The 15,644-nt window shown below is 70.6% G+C and carries 12 protein-coding genes and 1 pseudogene; 5 read left to right on the forward strand and 8 right to left on the reverse strand.

Translation table 11 applies throughout. The features are described from left to right. Nucleotides 1-46 precede the first annotated feature (46 nt). On the forward strand, nt 47-1,165 hold the full coding sequence (locus ACF1FZ_RS18345; RefSeq protein ID WP_391774409.1) for a winged helix DNA-binding domain-containing protein: 1,119 nt from the start codon (nt 47-49) through the stop codon (nt 1,163-1,165). 81 nt (nt 1,166-1,246) lie between these two features. Here the strand turns inward: ACF1FZ_RS18345 and ACF1FZ_RS18350 are convergent, their stop codons facing one another. Continuing rightward, nucleotides 1,247-2,092, reverse strand: a complete 846-nt coding sequence (locus ACF1FZ_RS18350; RefSeq protein WP_391774490.1) for a response regulator transcription factor — start codon at nt 2,090-2,092, stop codon at nt 1,247-1,249. Between the two features lie 104 nt (nt 2,093-2,196). On the opposite strand from ACF1FZ_RS18350, the gene ACF1FZ_RS18355 reads away from it, so the two are divergent. Next, nucleotides 2,197-3,873 carry an AMP-binding protein gene (locus ACF1FZ_RS18355; protein WP_391774410.1) on the forward strand — a complete coding sequence of 559 codons (1,677 nt, stop codon included), beginning with the start codon at nt 2,197-2,199 and terminating at the stop codon, nt 3,871-3,873. Further along, nucleotides 3,870-5,477, forward strand: coding sequence for an AMP-binding protein (locus ACF1FZ_RS18360; protein WP_391774411.1), 1,608 nt, complete (start codon nt 3,870-3,872; stop codon nt 5,475-5,477). Before ACF1FZ_RS18355 ends, ACF1FZ_RS18360 begins: the two co-directional genes overlap by 4 nt. Before the next feature lie 20 nt (nt 5,478-5,497). On the opposite strand, the gene ACF1FZ_RS18365 is transcribed toward ACF1FZ_RS18360, so the two are convergent. Further along, the gene (locus ACF1FZ_RS18365) at nt 5,498-5,719 is read right to left on the reverse strand and encodes a hypothetical protein (RefSeq protein WP_391774412.1); all 222 of its coding nucleotides are present in this window, start codon (nt 5,717-5,719) and stop codon (nt 5,498-5,500) included. Nucleotides 5,720-5,723: 4 nt separating this feature from the next. Next, nucleotides 5,724-6,415: pseudogene (locus ACF1FZ_RS18370) on the reverse strand (hypothetical protein). Between the two features lie 307 nt (nt 6,416-6,722). Between ACF1FZ_RS18370 and gcl the strand changes: the two are divergent. Further along, the gene (gene gcl / locus ACF1FZ_RS18375; protein WP_391774413.1) at nt 6,723-8,507 is read left to right on the forward strand and encodes a glyoxylate carboligase; all 1,785 of its coding nucleotides are present in this window, start codon (nt 6,723-6,725) and stop codon (nt 8,505-8,507) included. A 69-nt stretch (nt 8,508-8,576) separates the two neighbouring features. Here the strand turns inward: gcl and ACF1FZ_RS18380 are convergent, their stop codons facing one another. After that, the gene (locus ACF1FZ_RS18380) at nt 8,577-9,353 is read right to left on the reverse strand and encodes a hypothetical protein (protein ID WP_391774414.1); all 777 of its coding nucleotides are present in this window, start codon (nt 9,351-9,353) and stop codon (nt 8,577-8,579) included. Between the two features lie 195 nt (nt 9,354-9,548). On the opposite strand from ACF1FZ_RS18380, the gene ACF1FZ_RS18385 reads away from it, so the two are divergent. After that, nucleotides 9,549-10,373 (forward strand): DUF6083 domain-containing protein, encoded by an 825-nt coding sequence (locus ACF1FZ_RS18385; RefSeq protein ID WP_391774415.1) that lies wholly within the window; start codon nt 9,549-9,551, stop codon nt 10,371-10,373. 247 nt (nt 10,374-10,620) lie between these two features. Here the strand turns inward: ACF1FZ_RS18385 and ACF1FZ_RS18390 are convergent, their stop codons facing one another. The 4 genes from ACF1FZ_RS18390 to ACF1FZ_RS18405 form a co-directional block, all read right to left on the reverse strand. After that, nucleotides 10,621-12,078 carry a catalase gene (locus ACF1FZ_RS18390; protein WP_391774416.1) on the reverse strand — a complete coding sequence of 486 codons (1,458 nt, stop codon included), beginning with the start codon at nt 12,076-12,078 and terminating at the stop codon, nt 10,621-10,623. 183 nt (nt 12,079-12,261) lie between these two features. Next, nucleotides 12,262-13,155 (reverse strand): 2-hydroxy-3-oxopropionate reductase, encoded by an 894-nt coding sequence (locus ACF1FZ_RS18395; RefSeq protein WP_391774417.1) that lies wholly within the window; start codon nt 13,153-13,155, stop codon nt 12,262-12,264. Nucleotides 13,156-13,201: 46 nt separating this feature from the next. Further along, entirely contained in the window at nt 13,202-14,041 is an 840-nt protein-coding gene (locus ACF1FZ_RS18400; RefSeq protein WP_391774491.1) for a TIM barrel protein, read from the reverse strand. A gap of 156 nt (nt 14,042-14,197) precedes the next feature. Continuing rightward, nucleotides 14,198-15,619 (reverse strand): cellulose binding domain-containing protein, encoded by a 1,422-nt coding sequence (locus ACF1FZ_RS18405; protein ID WP_391774418.1) that lies wholly within the window; start codon nt 15,617-15,619, stop codon nt 14,198-14,200. Between the last annotated feature and the right edge of the window lie 25 nt (nt 15,620-15,644).

Here is a 15,644-nt window from a genome sequence, read left to right on the forward strand (position 1 = left end):
GCCCGTTCCGGGCCGGTGCCCGCGGTGCCCGGGTAATCTGCGGGCCATGGACGCCGCACACGCTCCCGTGCTCTCCACCCGCGCACTCAACAGGGCGACGACGGCGCGCCAGTTGCTGCTCCGGCGCACCGCCGTCCCGGTGAAGGACGCCGTCAGCCGGCTGGTCGGTCTCCAGGCCCAGAACACCAGGCCGCCGTACTTCCAGCTCTTCTCCAGGCTGGAGGGCTTCGACCCGGCCTCGCTCTCGGCACTGATGGAGTCCCGTGAGGTGGTCAGGATCGTCACCCTGCGCTCCACCATCCACACGCACACCGCCGAGGACGCCCTCACACTGCGTCCCCTGGTCCAGCCGGCGCGTGACCGGGAGCTGAACATGTTCCGGAACGGGCTCACGGGTGTGGACCTGGACCGGCTCGCCTCGCTCGCCAGGGAACTGGTCGAGGAACGCCCGCGCACCATGAAGGAACTCCGGGAGGAACTGCTCCCGCACTGGCCGGAGGCCGACCCCCGGGCACTCGCGGTCGCCGCCCGCTGCCGGCTGCCCCTGGTCCAGGTGACTCCGCGCGGACTGTGGGGGCGCGGTGGCCAGGTCGCCCTGACGACCGCGGAGCACTGGCTGGACAGCCCCGCACGACCGGCGGCCTCCCCCGACGCGACCGTGCTGCGCTACCTCGGCGCCTTCGGACCGGCCTCGGTGAAGGACATGCAGATGTGGTCCGGACTCACCCGGATGCGTGAGGTCTTCGAACGCCTGCGGCCCGGCCTCGTCGTCTTCCGCGACGAGAACGGCGTCGAACTCTTCGACCTGCCCGGCGCCCCGCGCCCCGACCCCGACACCCCTGCCCCGCCGCGCTTCCTCCCCGAGTTCGACAACGTCCTGCTCGGCCACGCCGACCGGACCCGGGTGATCCCGCCCGAGTACAAGGGACGCAACGGCGTCGGCAACCAGTCCTACGGGACCGTCCTGGCCGACGGTTTCCTGGCCGCGCTCTGGCGCATCGAGGAGAGCACGGACACGGCGGTCATCACCGTGCAGGCCCTGGGCGAGCTCGGCCCGGCCGCACGCGAGGAGATCACCCAGGAGGCCGTGGACATGGCGGCGGTGATGTCCCCGGCGCCCGCCTGTGACGTCCGGTTCGACACCTTCGTCGACTTCGGGGACTGAGAAGTCCCGGGCGGGCCGGGAACCGGGGGACCGAAGCGTGTCAGGCCGACGCGGCCGGCCCCGGCCCACGCCCGGCCCGGCTCAGGGCAACAGTCCCGCACGGCGTGCCGCCACCACCGCCTCGAGCCGGGTGTGCGCACCCAGCTTCCGCATCGCGGACCGCAGATAGCTCTTCACCGTCTCCGGCCGCAGCCCCAGCCGTTCGGCCGCGGCGGCGTTCGTCGCGCCCGACGCCACGCAGGCCATCACATCCACCTCACGCGGTGCCAGTCGCACCCGCCCGGCCGCCGGATTCCCGCCCGCCCCCGCAGCCGACGCCAGCCGCCCGCACACGGTGAGCAGTTCGCCACGCAGCATCGGGTCCACGATCTTCGGGGCCAGCGCGCGCAGCTCGCGATGTGCCTCGCGGACGTCCTCCCAGGCACCGGGGTCCGTGCCGGGCTCGGTGAACTGTTCCCGGGTGGCCGCCAGGAGCTGCTGCACCTCGTCCCGGACGGCCAGGGCCTGTTCCACGTCCCGTGCCGCGGAGGCCGTCGCGTCGAACGTCCGGTCCCCGAGCGCCAGCGGCTCGCGCAGCGCCCCGTACAGCACACCGCGCACCACCCGGCGTACGACGACGGGCACCGCGACGACCGAGCGCAGGCCCTCCGCCGCGACGGCTGTGTCGTACTCATGGCTGATGTGGCGCGACGTGGGGTAGTCCGTGACCGCGCACGGGCGTGACAGGGCGATCGCCTTGCCGCCGAGCCCGCTCCCCGCCGAGACGACGAGCCCGCGCAGCGCGGGGGTCCGTGCCCCGCTCAGCTCGGCGAGCCGGGCGTGGCGGGTGTCGGACAGGAGCCCGCCGAAGACCACCGGCAGCCCACTGGTCCGGCGCAGCCTCAGCAGGGCTGCCCGCAGCTCGGTCACCCCGCCCGGTTCCTGCACGCCGATGACTCCCGCCCTGCCGGCCCCACCCCTGTCCGGGGGTGGTGAGATCTGGGTCACTGTTCACATGATGTTAAAGGACGGGTTCACGACGAGGAGGGCACATGCCGGCAACGAGTGCGACAGAGACGTTCCGGGCGGCCCGGGACTTCCTGATCGAGCACCGTGAGGACTACACCACGGCGTACGAGGGCTTCAGCTGGCCCCGGCCCGACCACTTCAACTGGGCGCTCGACTGGTTCGACGTCATCGCCGAGAACAACGACCGCACCGCCCTGCACATCGTGGAGGAGGACGGAGGGCGCACCGAGGTGTCCTTCGCCCGGATGGCGGCCCGCTCCAACCGGGCGGCGAACTGGCTGAGGGCACAGGGTGTGGCCGCGGGCGACCGGATCCTCGTCATGCTCGGCAACCAGGTCGAGCTGTGGGAGACGGCGCTGGCCGCGATGAAGCTGCGCGCCGTCGTCATCCCCGCCACCCCGATGCTGGGGCCGGTGGACCTGCGGGACCGGGTCGAGCGGGGAAAGGTCCGCCACGCCCTCGTACGCTCGGCGGACACCGCGAAGTTCGACGAGGTGCCCGGCGGCTACACCCGTATCGCCGTCGGCGCGGACACCGCGGGCTGGCTCTCCTACGGCGGGGCCGACGACGCGCCCGAGACCTTCACCCCGGACCGGGAGACGGACGCCGACGAACCCCTGATGCTCTACTTCACCTCGGGCACCACGGCGAGCCCCAAGCTCGTCGAGCACACCCATGTCTCGTATCCGGTCGGCCACTTGTCGACGATGTACTGGATCGGCCTCAAGCCCGGCGACGTCCATCTCAACATCTCCTCACCCGGCTGGGCCAAGCACGCCTGGTCGAACCTCTTCGCGCCGTGGAGCGCCGAGGCCACCGTCTTCATCTTCAACTACACCCGGTTCGACGCCGCCCGGCTGATGGCGGAGATGGACCGCTCGGCGGTCACCGGCTTCTGCGCCCCGCCGACGGTCTGGCGGATGCTGATCCAGGCCGACCTGGCACAGCTCAGGACGCCGCCGCGCGAGGTCGTCGCGGCCGGCGAGCCGCTGAACCCCGAGGTCATCGAGAGCGTGCGCCGTGCCTGGGGCGTCACCATCCGCGACGGCTTCGGCCAGACCGAGACCGCCGTGCAGGTGGCCAACACACCGGGCCAGCGGCTCAAGGCGGGCTCCATGGGACGGCCCAGCCCCGGGTTCAAGGTCGAACTGCTCGATCCGGTCACCGGTGCGCCGGGCGCGGCCGAGGGCGAGATCTGCCTCGACCTGTCCGGCGCCCCCGTCGGCCTGATGACCGGCTACCACGGGGACCCGGAACGCACGGCGCAGGCCATGGCGGGCGGTTACTACCGCACGGGTGACATCGGCACACGGGACGAGGACGGCTACCTCACCTATGTGGGGCGGGCCGACGACGTCTTCAAGGCCTCCGACTACAAGATCTCACCGTTCGAGCTGGAGAGCGCCCTGCTGGAGCACGAGGCGGTCGCCGAGGCCGCGGTCGTGCCCGCTCCCGACCCGGTGCGGCTCTCCGTCCCGAAGGCGTACGTGGTGCTCGCCGAGGGCTGGGAGCCGGGACCCGGCACGGCCAAGGTGCTGTTCGAGCATTCCCGGGCGGTCCTCGCCCCGTACAAACGCGTCCGCCGGCTGGAGTTCGCCGAACTGCCCAAGACCGTCTCGGGCAAGATCCGCAGGATCGAGCTGCGCGAGCGCACGGCGCAGGGCACCGGCACCGAGTTCGACGAGGGGGACCTGCGATGAGCGGTCTCTCGTACGCACATGGCACCGGCGGCACCCCTCTGCTCGGCGACACCATCGGACGCAACCTGGACCGGGCGGTCGAGGCCTTCGGGGAGCGGGAGGCCCTGGTCGACGTGGCGTCCGGACGCCGCTGGACCTACACCGGATTCGGGGCCGCCGTCGAGGAGCTCGCCCGCGGGCTGATGGCGTCCGGAGTCGCCAAGGGCGACCGGGTCGGCATCTGGGCGGTCAACTGCCCGGAATGGGTCCTCGTCCAGTACGCCACCGCCCGTGTCGGCGCCGTGATGGTCAACATCAATCCCGCCTACCGTGCGCACGAGCTGGAGTACGTGCTGCGGCAGGCCGGGATATCCGTCCTGGTCGCCTCGCTCGCCCACCGCACCGGCGACTACCGCGCACTCGTGGACCAGGTCCGCGCCAACTGCCCCGTGCTGCGGTCCGTCCACTACATCGGTGACTCGTCCTGGGACGAGCTGACCGCTGCTTCGGAGGCCGTGACGGCTGAACAACTCGCGGCGCGCGAGGCCGAGCTGTCCTGTGACGACCCGATCAACATCCAGTACACCTCCGGCACCACCGGGTTCCCCAAGGGCGCCACGCTCTCCCACCACAACATCCTCAACAACGGTTACTTCGTGGGGGAGATGGTCGCCTACACCGAGCAGGACCGGGTCTGTCTGCCCGTGCCGTTCTACCACTGCTTCGGCATGGTCATGGGCAACCTCGGGATCACCTCGCACGGTGCCTGCATCGTCATCCCGGCGCCCTCCTTCGAGCCCGCCGCCGTGCTGGCAGCGGTCCAGCAGGAACGCTGCACCTCGCTCTACGGCGTGCCCACGATGTTCATCGCGGAACTCGACCTTCCGGGCTTCGCCTCGTACGACCTCTCCTCGCTGCGCACGGGGATCATGGCCGGATCACCCTGCCCGGTCGAGGTGATGAAGAGGGTCGTGGCGGAGATGCACATGGAGGAGGTCTCCATCTGCTACGGCATGACGGAGACCTCGCCCGTCTCCACCCAGACCCGAAGGGAGGACGACCTGGAGCGCCGCACCGGCACGGTCGGCCGGGTGATGCCGCACATCGAGGTGAAGGTCATCGACCCGGCGACGGGTGTGACCCTGCCGCGCGGTGAGGCCGGTGAACTGTGCACCCGTGGTTACAGCGTGATGCTCGGTTACTGGGACCAGCCGGAGCGGACCGCCGAAGTCATCGACGCGGGACGCTGGATGCACACGGGGGACCTCGCGGTGATGCGGGAGGACGGGTACGTCCGGATCGTCGGCCGGATCAAGGACATGATCATCCGCGGCGGGGAGAACGTGTATCCGCGCGAGATCGAGGAGTTCCTCCACGGTCATCCGAAGATCGCGGACGTCCAGGTGGTCGGGGTGCCGGACGACAGGTACGGCGAGGAGATCCTGGCCTGCGTCATTCCCCGCGACCCGGCCGATCCGCCGACACTCGACGAACTGACGGCGTACTGCCGCGAGCAGTTGGCGCACTACAAGGTCCCGCGCGGCCTGCGGATTCTGCAGGCCTTCCCGATGACCGTCAGCGGCAAGGTCCGGAAGGTCGAACTGCGGGAGGGGTACGGCGCGTAGCCCGGACGGGGGCCGCGGTGTCAGGCGGCTTCGATGACGCCGGAGCCTATGCCCTGGGTCGCCGTCGCCCACTCGATGAGGAGTACTTCGTACTCCGCGGCCTCCACCGGCGTCCAGTCCTGGCCGGCCCGTGAGTCGACGAGTGCGCGGATCGCCTCGTTGGCCTCGACGGCGGACGGGTGGGCGGGCTGGGTCAGGAAAACGGGGGCGTAGTGGGTGGAATGCCGAAGAGTTAAGACCATGCCTTCACTCTACGTCCTCATACTGACAACAGCTCGAACATATGCGCCTGGCGGGGCACAGGTGACCGAAATCATTCGACGGGGCGCGAGATCGGGGTCCCGCATCGACCAGCTCGTCCGCGGGGCCGTTCGCCGGCCGCGGTGTCCCGGTGAGGTCCAGGGTGAACGGCGGGACCGTGAGGGCGTCCGCGCGTGAGCGGGGCTCGCCCGTGTGACGGCACTCGGCATCCCGCAGGGCGGTCGGCTGTGTGGTCGCGTCGGCCTGGGGGGCGAGTCCGGCGGTCCTGAGGCCGATCCGGGAGGTGGGGCGCGCCCCGGAGCGGACGACGTCACGGAAGCCCAGCCACTTCAGGTGCAGCGCCGCCGTGTTCACCGCGTCGCGGGCCGTGCGTATCACCGGGGGCCGGAAGGGCGGTTGCGGATGTGCGGCCGTGTGCGGCGGTGGTGGGTGCGGCGGACCGGGTGGTCCCGCCGCGGTGGACGGCGTGGCGTAATCGCGCGTGGCCACCGGGCGCACGGGGACGCGCGGCACCGCCCCGCAGGGGCGGCGGAGTCCGGGGTGCGGCCGCAGGGATGGCACCGCACGCTCACCCGGCCGTCGTTCCGCGCGCGGTGCGTGATGGGTGCGGCCGGGGTGCCGCGCATCAGCGGCGGGGCGGTCGGGGAGCCGCACGGACAGGGATGCGCGGGAGTGATGTACGCCTGATCCCTGCGGCAGGCCGGAGTCCGCACCGGTGCGGACTCCGCGTGCTGCCCCTTCCCTCCGCCCCGGGACGGCGGCTGCGTTCCGTACCCCCGTCGTCCGCCAGGAGCGACGATCCGGGGAGGGGATCGCACACTTCGGCCCGGTTGTTCCCGTCGCTTCCTTCGCCCTCCCTTGACGGCTGTTCCGGGCCGCCCTAAATTGATTCCGTATAGCAGAACTAAATTTCCGCAATACGGAATTGGTGCTCTCAGGTGGCGCGACAGAGCCCGACTCCACCAAGTCCGAGCAGGAGCACTCATGCCTCGTATGACCGCTGCCCGAGCGGCAGTTGAGATCTTCAAGCGCGAAGGCGTCAGCCACGCGTTCGGTGTGCCGGGTGCGGCGATCAACCCGTTCTACGCGGCCCTCAAGGCCTCCGGCGGGGTGCGGCACACCCTGGCCCGCCATGTCGAGGGCGCCTCCCACATGGCGGAGGGCTACACCCGTGCCGCGGCCGGGAACATCGGCGTCTGCATCGGTACGTCGGGGCCCGCCGGCACCGACATGATCACCGGCCTCTACTCCGCCGTCGCCGACTCGGTCCCGATCCTCTGCATCACCGGCCAGGCGCCGACCGCCGTCCTCCACAAGGAGGACTTCCAGGCCGTCGACATCGCGTCGATCGCCACGCCGGTGACCAAGGCCGCGACCACCGTCCTGGAGGCCGCGCAGGTCCCGGGCGTCTTCCAGCAGGCCTTCCACCTGATGCGCACGGGCCGGCCGGGGCCGGTCCTCATCGATCTGCCGATCGATGTCCAGCTCACCGAGATCGAGTTCGACCCCGAGCTGTACGAGCCGCTGCCCGTCCACAAGCCCGCCGCGAGCCGCAAGCAGATCGAGCGGGCCGTGGAGATGCTCAACGCCTCCGAGCGGCCGCTGCTGGTCGCGGGCGGCGGCATCATCAACGCGGACGCCTCCGCCCTGCTGGTGGAGTTCGCCGAGCTGACCGGGGTCCCGGTCGTCCCCACCCTGATGGGCTGGGGCATCCTCCCCGACGACCACGAGCTGAACGCGGGCATGGTCGGCCTGCAGACCTCGCACCGCTACGGCAACGCCAACTTCCTGGAGTCCGACTTCGTCCTCGGCATCGGCAACCGCTGGGCCAACCGCCACACCGGCAAGCTGGACGTCTACACGAAGGGCCGCACCTTCGTCCACGTCGACATCGAGCCGACCCAGCTGGGCAAGATCTTCGCCCCGGACCTCGGCATCGCCTCCGACGCGAAGGCGGCGCTCGAGCTCTTCGTCGAGGTGGCGCGGGAGCTCGAGGCGGCCGGCACGCTGAAGGACCGCTCGGTCTGGGCCGCCTCCACGCAGGAACGCCGGGCCACGCTGCAGCGCCGCACGCACTTCGACAACGTGCCGCTGAAGCCGCAGCGGGTGTACGAGGAGATGAACCGGGCGTTCGGCCCCGAGACCCGCTACGTCAGCACGATCGGCCTCTCCCAGATCGCGGGCGCGCAGATGCTGCACGTCTACCGTCCGCGCCACTGGATCAACTGCGGCCAGGCCGGGCCGCTGGGCTGGACGATCCCCGCCGCGCTGGGCGTCGCCACGGCCGACCCGGACGGCTCCGTGGTCGCCCTCTCCGGGGACTACGACTTCCAGTTCATGCTGGAGGAACTCGCCGTCGGCGCGCAGCACCGCATCCCGTACGTGCACGTGCTGGTGAACAACTCCTACCTGGGACTCATCCGGCAGGCGCAGCGGAACTTCGACATCGACTTCCAGGTCAACCTGGAGTTCGAGAACCTCAACTCCCCGGAGCTGGGCGTCTACGGTGTGGACCACGTGAAGGTCGTGGAGGGCCTGGGCTGCAAGGCCATCCGGGTCACCGAGCCGGACCAGCTGCTGCCGGCCTTCGAGGAGGCGAAGAAGCTGGCCGCCGAACACCGGGTCCCCGTCGTCGTCGAGGCGATCCTGGAGCGGATCACGAACATCTCGATGAGCGGGACCGACATCGCGTCGGTCAACGAGTTCGAGGACGTGGCGTCCGAGCCGGGCCACGCACCGACGGCGATCCGTGCGCTGACGGTGTCCTGACCCGTCCGCGCGGCGTGTGAGAGGACCCCGGCGGGCCCGCCGGGGTCCTCTCGCACGCCGCCCCGCCCACTACTCGGTGCGTACGATCGCGCCCTTCCTGGAGACCCGGTAGTACTCGGTCTGCGACAGTTTCAGTTCGAAGACCATCCCGTACCGTTCGCGGATGTCCGCCACCGTCGTGGACGCCGGTTCGTGCAGGCGCCGTGTGACGGGCGGATCGCCTTCCGTCCGCGGGCCGGGGTCCACGACCAGCGTCTTCGGGCTGCTGCGCACGGTGTCCCAGGACAAGGTCTGCGAGGGGTCCGAGATCTGGGTGGGTTCCGGAGTGTCCGGACCGGTCGGGTTGGGGCCGCGGCCCCGGTAGTAGTCCACGAGAGCGCGGCGGTAGTGGTCGTGACCGAACGGGACGGCGTCGGTGACGACGCCGGCGGAGAGGTCACGGTCACCGGCGGTGAAGACACCGTCCAGGACGTCGCCGACCTTCTCGGGGTCGGCGCCGTAGTAGGCGGTGGCCCGCATGGTGCAGCTGACCCGGTGCCCCTCGTCACCGCTCGAGAAGAGCCATTCCTTCGCGGCGCCCCCCGCACAGACGTCCTCCACCGTGACCAGCCCGAGTGTCAGGGGTGTCCTTCGGTCGTACGCGTGCACGACGGCCCGCAGATATTTCTCCGCCGTCACCCGGGACTCCTCGGCCTGTGCGCTGCCGGCCAGTTCGCGCAACTCCTCGGGGCCGGTGGCACGGTCCTCCGAGGAGCAGGCGGACAGGGCGAGGACGAGGCAGAGGCTGAGCAGCGGGCTGCGCAGGCGAGGCACGGCGGGGGAGGCGGGTACTCGGCTCATGGGCATGTGGCCATTGTCATCGGTGAGTTGGCGTGGGATATCCGTACGCATACTCATCCCCGCCCGGCCACGGCCTGAGGGGTGCGGGTGTCACGCCGCACCTCGTGTGGCCTCCCGCCCCACGGTGAAGGGGACGCGCACCGCCCGGCACGGCCGGATCGCGCCCTACCCCCGCCCGGGGCGAGCCCGGATCATCGGCCCATGGGGGACATCGACGACGCCTCGCCCCGTCCCGACCGGCCCGCGGACGACTCCGACCACGTCACCGGCACCTTTCACGCATCCCTGGAAGGCGCCCCGGAGCCGCCCGCACCGGCTGACTGCCCGTTCTGCGACCTTCCCCAGGACAGGTACGCCACCGACCGCGCAGGACACTGGATCCTCCTCGAACCCCGGATCCTGGTACCGGCTCACACCGTCCCGCCAAGAAGACGGTGGATCATCACCTCGACCGGAACCGCCCTCAACCTGTGGGACGCGGAGCCGCTCCCGGGCGCCCTGTGCCGCATCCCGCACCGCATGGCCTGCCCCCGCCTCGACCCCGAGGACCACTGGCCCCGGGTCACGGCTCTGCGCCGGTTCAACGACCGGCGCTCGCAACGCCTGTTCGACCTGCCTGAGGACGGTCCGCCGGGCACCGGGTGGCCACGGGACGATGACGCGGTGAAGAGGAGACGAGGAGCGCCTGGCCACGGACGGCGCTGGATGAAGTCCACGACCTGGGAAACCGTCCCGGACGGAGGCCGGCGCGTCTGTGCGGCCTGCGGGACGGCCGTCCGCTCGTACCGGTACCGCTTCCATCCCCCGGAGAGTCCCATGTTCGAGCGTTGCATCGGGCTGGCCTGGTGCAATGGCTGCGGGGTCTACTCCGGCTCGATGGTGTACGTCCCCCGGGACCAGGTGCTCGTCGACGCCCTGGCGCAGCTTCCCCCGGACGAGCGGGAGCGTCTCGGACGGAGCGAGACGAGGCTCATCGGATATCTCGACGAGCGGGCGGGGGACGAGACCTGGCCGTCCGGACCGTGACGTGCCGTCATGACGCAGGGGTGCGGTGCACGCCCCACGCGTGCACCGCACCCCTGCGATCCGTTCACAGCGACCGCGACGGCGGGCTGCGGGCACGGACCCACCCGGTTCCTTCAGGTCTGGAACCGGGCCGGCCGGCCCTTCGCCACCGCACTGGCGTCGTCCGCCGCCGCGGCCCCGTCCTGCCGGTGCCGCGCTGCACCCCTCATCCGGGTGCGTGGCACGGGCAGGGCCCCGGGAGGGAGGCTCAGTCCTCGCGCAGGGCGCGGACGGCCTCCTCCACGCGCTTGCCGTAGTCGGCGTCGGCGGCGTGGAAGTGGGCGAGGTTCTTCTCGATCACGTCGTCGCGGGTGACCTGGGAGAGTCCGCCGGCGATGTTGGCGATCAGCCGGTCCTTCTCGTCCGCCGACATCAGCCGGTAGAGCTCGCCCGCCTGGAAGAAGTCGTCGTCCTTCGTGTGGGCGGGCGTCTCGTGCGTGCCCGTCCAGCCGTGCACGGCGAGCGGGGAGGCGAGGGCCGCGCCGGTCTGGGCGGGGCCGGCGTACGAGTTGGGCTCGTAGTTCTTGTCCTGACGCGAGCCGTACCGGGTCGCGTGCAGCCCGTCGCGGCCGTAGTTGTCGACGGTCGCCGCCTTCGGCGCGTTGACCGGGAGCTGGGTGTGGTTGATGCCCAGCCGGTAGCGCTGGGCGTCGGCGTACGCGAACAGGCGGCCCTGGAGCATCCTGTCCGGGGAGGGGCCGATGCCGGGCACGAAGTTGTTGGGTGAGAACGCCGCCTGCTCCACCTCGGCGAAGACGTTGTCCGGGTTGCGGTCCAGCACCAGGCGGCCGACCCGCTGCAGCGGGTAGTCGGCGTGCGGCCACACCTTGGTGACGTCGAACGGGTTGAAGCGGTAGTCCGCCGCCTCCGCGGCGGGCATGAGCTGCACGTACAGCGTCCAGGACGGGTTGACTCCGCGCTCGATGGCCTGGAGCAGGTCCGTCTGGTGCGAGTTGGCGTCCTTGCCGACCTGCGCGGCGGCCTGTTCGGCGGAGAGCGAGCGCACACCCTGGTTCGTCTTGAAGTGGTACTTGACGAAGAAGGCGTCACCCTGCGCGTTCGTCCACTGGTACGTGTGCGAGCCGAAGCCGTTCATGTGGCGGTAGGAGGCGGGAATCCCGCGGTCACCCATCAGCCAGGTGATCTGGTGGGTCGCCTCGGGGGAGTTCGCCCAGAAGTCCCAGACGTTGTCCGGCTCCTGACGGCCCGTGAACGGGTCCCGCTTCTGGGAGTGGATGAAGTCGGGGAACTTGATCGGGTCCTTGATGAAGAACACCGGGGTGTTGTTGCCGACGAGGTCGTAGTTGCCCTCGTTCGTGTAGAACTTGAGAGCGAAGCCACGGGGGTCGCGGACGGCGTCCGCGCCGCCCAGCGAGTCGGCGACCGTCGAGAAGCGGATGAACGTCTCGGTCCGGCGGCCCACTTCGGAGAGGAAGTCGGCGCGGGTGTAGCCGGTGACGTCGTCGGTCACCTCGAAGTAGCCGTACGCGCCGGAGCCACGGGCGTGGACGACGCGCTCCGGGATGCGCTCACGGTTGAAGCGGGCGAGCTTCTCGAGCAGGTGCTGGTCCTGGATGAGGATCGGCCCGTCGGCGCCGGCCGTGGCGGAGTTCTGGTTGTCGGCGACCGGGGCGCCTGACTCGGTCGTGAGCACACGCTGGGACATGGAGGCCTTCCGTACGGGGCTGCTGGCGGCTTCAGGAGCGTAGGTTCGCCGAGAACGGCACGTCAACAGTTTGTTGAAATTGGAGGAAGAGATTCCGGGTCGCGGCAGCGCCTGGGCGCGACAGGACAGGTGTCAGCGCTGCCGCGACCCGGAGTTCAGGGGGCCCGGGAAGGGCCGGGGAGGTCAGGCCTGGGAGCCGGAGAGCCGCTCGACCGAGCGCAGCAGCGCGGAGTGGTCCAGGCCGCCGTCCCCCTGCGCGCGCAAGGAGGCCACCAGCTGGGCCACGACCCCGCCGACGGGCAGTGCCGCGCCGACGTTGCGGGCGGCGTCCGTGACGATGCCCATGTCCTTGTGGTGCAGGTCGATCCGGAAGCCCGGAGTAAAGTCCCGCTTGAGGAAGTTGTCCTTCTTGCGGGTCAGGACCGTCGAACCGGCGAGCCCGCCGTTCAGTACGTCGAGCGCGGCGGACAGGTCGACCCCGGACTTCTCCAGGAAGACGACGGCCTCGGCGCAGGCCTGGATGTTGACCGCGACGATCAGCTGGTTGGCCGCCTTCACCGTCTGGCCGGAGCCGTGGGGGCCGCAGAGCACGATCGTCCTGCCGAGCGCGTCGAGCAGCGGCTTCGCGGCGTCGAAGTCGGTCTGCTCGCCACCGACCATGATGGACAGGACGGCCTCGATCGCGCCGGCCTCACCGCCGGAGACGGGGGCGTCCAGCACGCGGATGCCCTTGTCCTTCGCGTTCTTCGCCAGGTCCACGGAGGTCTGCGGCGTGATGGAGGACATGTCGATCAGCAGGGCGCCCTGCCTGGCGTTCTCCAGGATGCCGTCGGGGCCGTACGCGATGGCCTCGACCTGCGGGGACGCCGGGACCATGGTGATGATGACGTCGGCGTCGCGCACCGCGTCGGCGATCGAGGCGGCACCCTTGCCGCCCGCTGCGACGAGCCGGTCGATCTTGTCCTGCTCCAGGGTGTAACCGGTCACCTGGTAACCGGCCTCGACCAGGTTCTCGGACATGGGGGAGCCCATGATGCCGAGCCCGATCCAGGCGACCTTGGGGAGGTTGCTGCTCATGAGGGTGCCTTCCGGTAAGCGTGTGTGCGAGAGGAGGCGGCGGGCCTCAGCGGGCGGGCCGGTGACCGGCGGGAAGCCAGTCGAAGGATTCCGCGCTCGGCCGGTCGCCCGGCTTGTACTCCAGGCCGACCCAGCCGTCGTAACCGGCCTCGGTCAGCTCGTCGAGGAGGCGCTCCAGGGGGAGCGAGCCGGTGCCGGGTGCGCCGCGCCCCGGGTTGTCGGCGATCTGGACGTGGCCGGTCTTCGCGGCGTACGCCTTGATCACCTGGCTGAGGTCCTCGCCGTTCATCGAGAGGTGGTAGAGGTCCAGCAGGAACGCGGCGTTGCCCAGGCCCGTCGCCTCGTTGACACGGTCGACGACCTCGATGCCCGCCGGTGCGCTGACCAGGGGGTAGAGCGGCGACTCCGTGTCGTTGAGGGTCTCGATCAGGAGGGTCGCCCCGATCCGGTGAGCCGCACGGGCTGCCAGGACCAGGTTCTCCAGGGTGAGTTCGTCCTGGACGGCCGGCTCCACGCCCTCGACGCGGTTGCCGTAGAGCGCGTTGAGCGCCTTGCAGCCGACCGAGGCCGCGAAGCGGGCCGCCACGTCGATGTTGGCGCGGAAGCGGTCCGACTCCTCGCCGGGCAGTGAGAGCGCCCCGCGGTCGGGGCCGGGGAGCCGGCCCGCGTAGAAGTTCAGCCCCACCAGCTGCGTGCCCGCGTCGTCGAGCGCCTTCTTCAGGGCGTCGAGCTCGGCCTGCGCGGGGGTGGGGGTCTCGATCCAGGGCCACCAGAGCTCGACCGCGGTGAAGCCCGCGGCGGCGGCCGCCGCGGGACGCTCCAGGAGCGGGAGTTCGGTGAAGAGGATCGAGAGGTTCACATCGAAGCGCTGGTCCGGATAACCCATCATGCGCTCCTTCCGTATCGCGGAAGTTCTTTTCTGCTTAATGGAAGGTTGCCCGGCGTGCGGTGAGGCTGTCAAGAGGGAACCGGGATTTCGGGCATACGGAAGCGGGGTGGAGGCTTCCCGCCCTCCACCCCGCTCCCGCTCACATCTGCCTGGTCAGACGGCCGGAACCGTGTCCTGGAACGTCGTCCCCGCCGCCCGGTACCCGCTCACCAGCGCCGACACCTGGGCAGGGGAGAGGACCTGGTCCTTCACGTGCAGGACGTAGTCCACCTGCTGGTCGTACGAGCGGGGGGCGGTGCTGCTCTGGCCGGCCAGATCGATCAGCCACTGGTTGAAGTTGATCGACATCGGCCGCTCCGGGAGGTACGCCGCCCCGTGTGTGCCGAAGTGCTGACCGTCGACGTAGTAGGTGATGGCGCTGTCGTCGACGGTCACCACCAGGTCGTGCCATCCCGCGTAGCTCTGCCGCACCTCACTGTGCTGGTTGACCGCCTCCCACGGGTCCGGCCGGTAGGTCTCCCACGAGGTGGTGTAGAGGATGTTGGCCGGCTCGCCCCAGCCGCCGTTGGGCAGGTACTCGAAGTCGTACTCGGCGTAGTCGTCCGCCATCGGCGCCTTCAGGTCGTTGATGGTGAAGAAGGTCTGGACGAGGTGGTCGCCGTCGGGCCCCGACCTCGGCGCGTCGCTGAACTTCACCCGGGCCGCGTAGGTGCCGTTGCGGAACTTCATGGACCGGGTGAGGATCTCGGTCTGCTCCGTCGAGGCGCCCGTGCCCGCCGTCGACGTCTCCAGGTTCATCACCGAATTGCCGCTCTGGCTGCTGAAGGTGACGTTCTCCGGAGCCCAGACGGCGCCCGGCACACCGGGGCCGCCCGAGTTCGAGCGGACGCTCCAGCCGTTCGCCGCGATCCTCGGGTCCGTGTGCCCGCTGTAGTTGAAGTCGTCGAACAGCCTGGGGCCGTCCGAGGGCGGGTCGGTGGGGGGATCGGTCGGGCCGTCGCCTCCGGGTGCCTCACCCCAGGCCGCGACACCGCCCAGCTGGGCCGTGATCCTGGGCCAGTCGCCGTAGGTGCTCCGCTCGGCTCCGAAGGAGTAGTCGTCGCTCTGCCCGAGCCGCTGCCAGTCCGCGCGGTGGAAACGCAGCTGCATGTCCCCGGTGTCCGCGCCGGGGGCCAGGGAACCCGCGCCGGAGGTGAAGCCGATCTCCAGATAGCGGTCGGCCGTGGCGGTCGGGTCCGGCAGGGTCTTGAAGGTCCCGGTGATGTTCGCGCAGCCCTTCACCGCCCATGAGCAGGCGAAGCGATAGGCCGCCGACGCCGAGTCACCCTTGAAGTAGTACCGCACCTTGACGCCGGAGAGAGGCACACTCGCACTCCCCGTGTTGCGTACCTTCAGCCACGGCTCGCTCTGGTCGGCGGTCGCCCCCGACGCGCTCGTGCGGTACTGGACGACGAGCCCGCCCGCCGCCGCGGCGCCGGCGGTCGAGGGCAGGGCGGCCAGGGCCGTACAGCCCAGTGCCAGGGTGACGGCGGCGGTGGCCGCCGCGCGGATACGGCTCCTGCGGAGTGTCCTCATGACGATGTTCCTCTCCGGAACGGTG

This window comes from Streptomyces sp. NPDC014623 (genome assembly GCF_043088245.1).
Classification (GTDB): Bacteria; Actinomycetota; Actinomycetes; order Streptomycetales; family Streptomycetaceae; genus Streptomyces.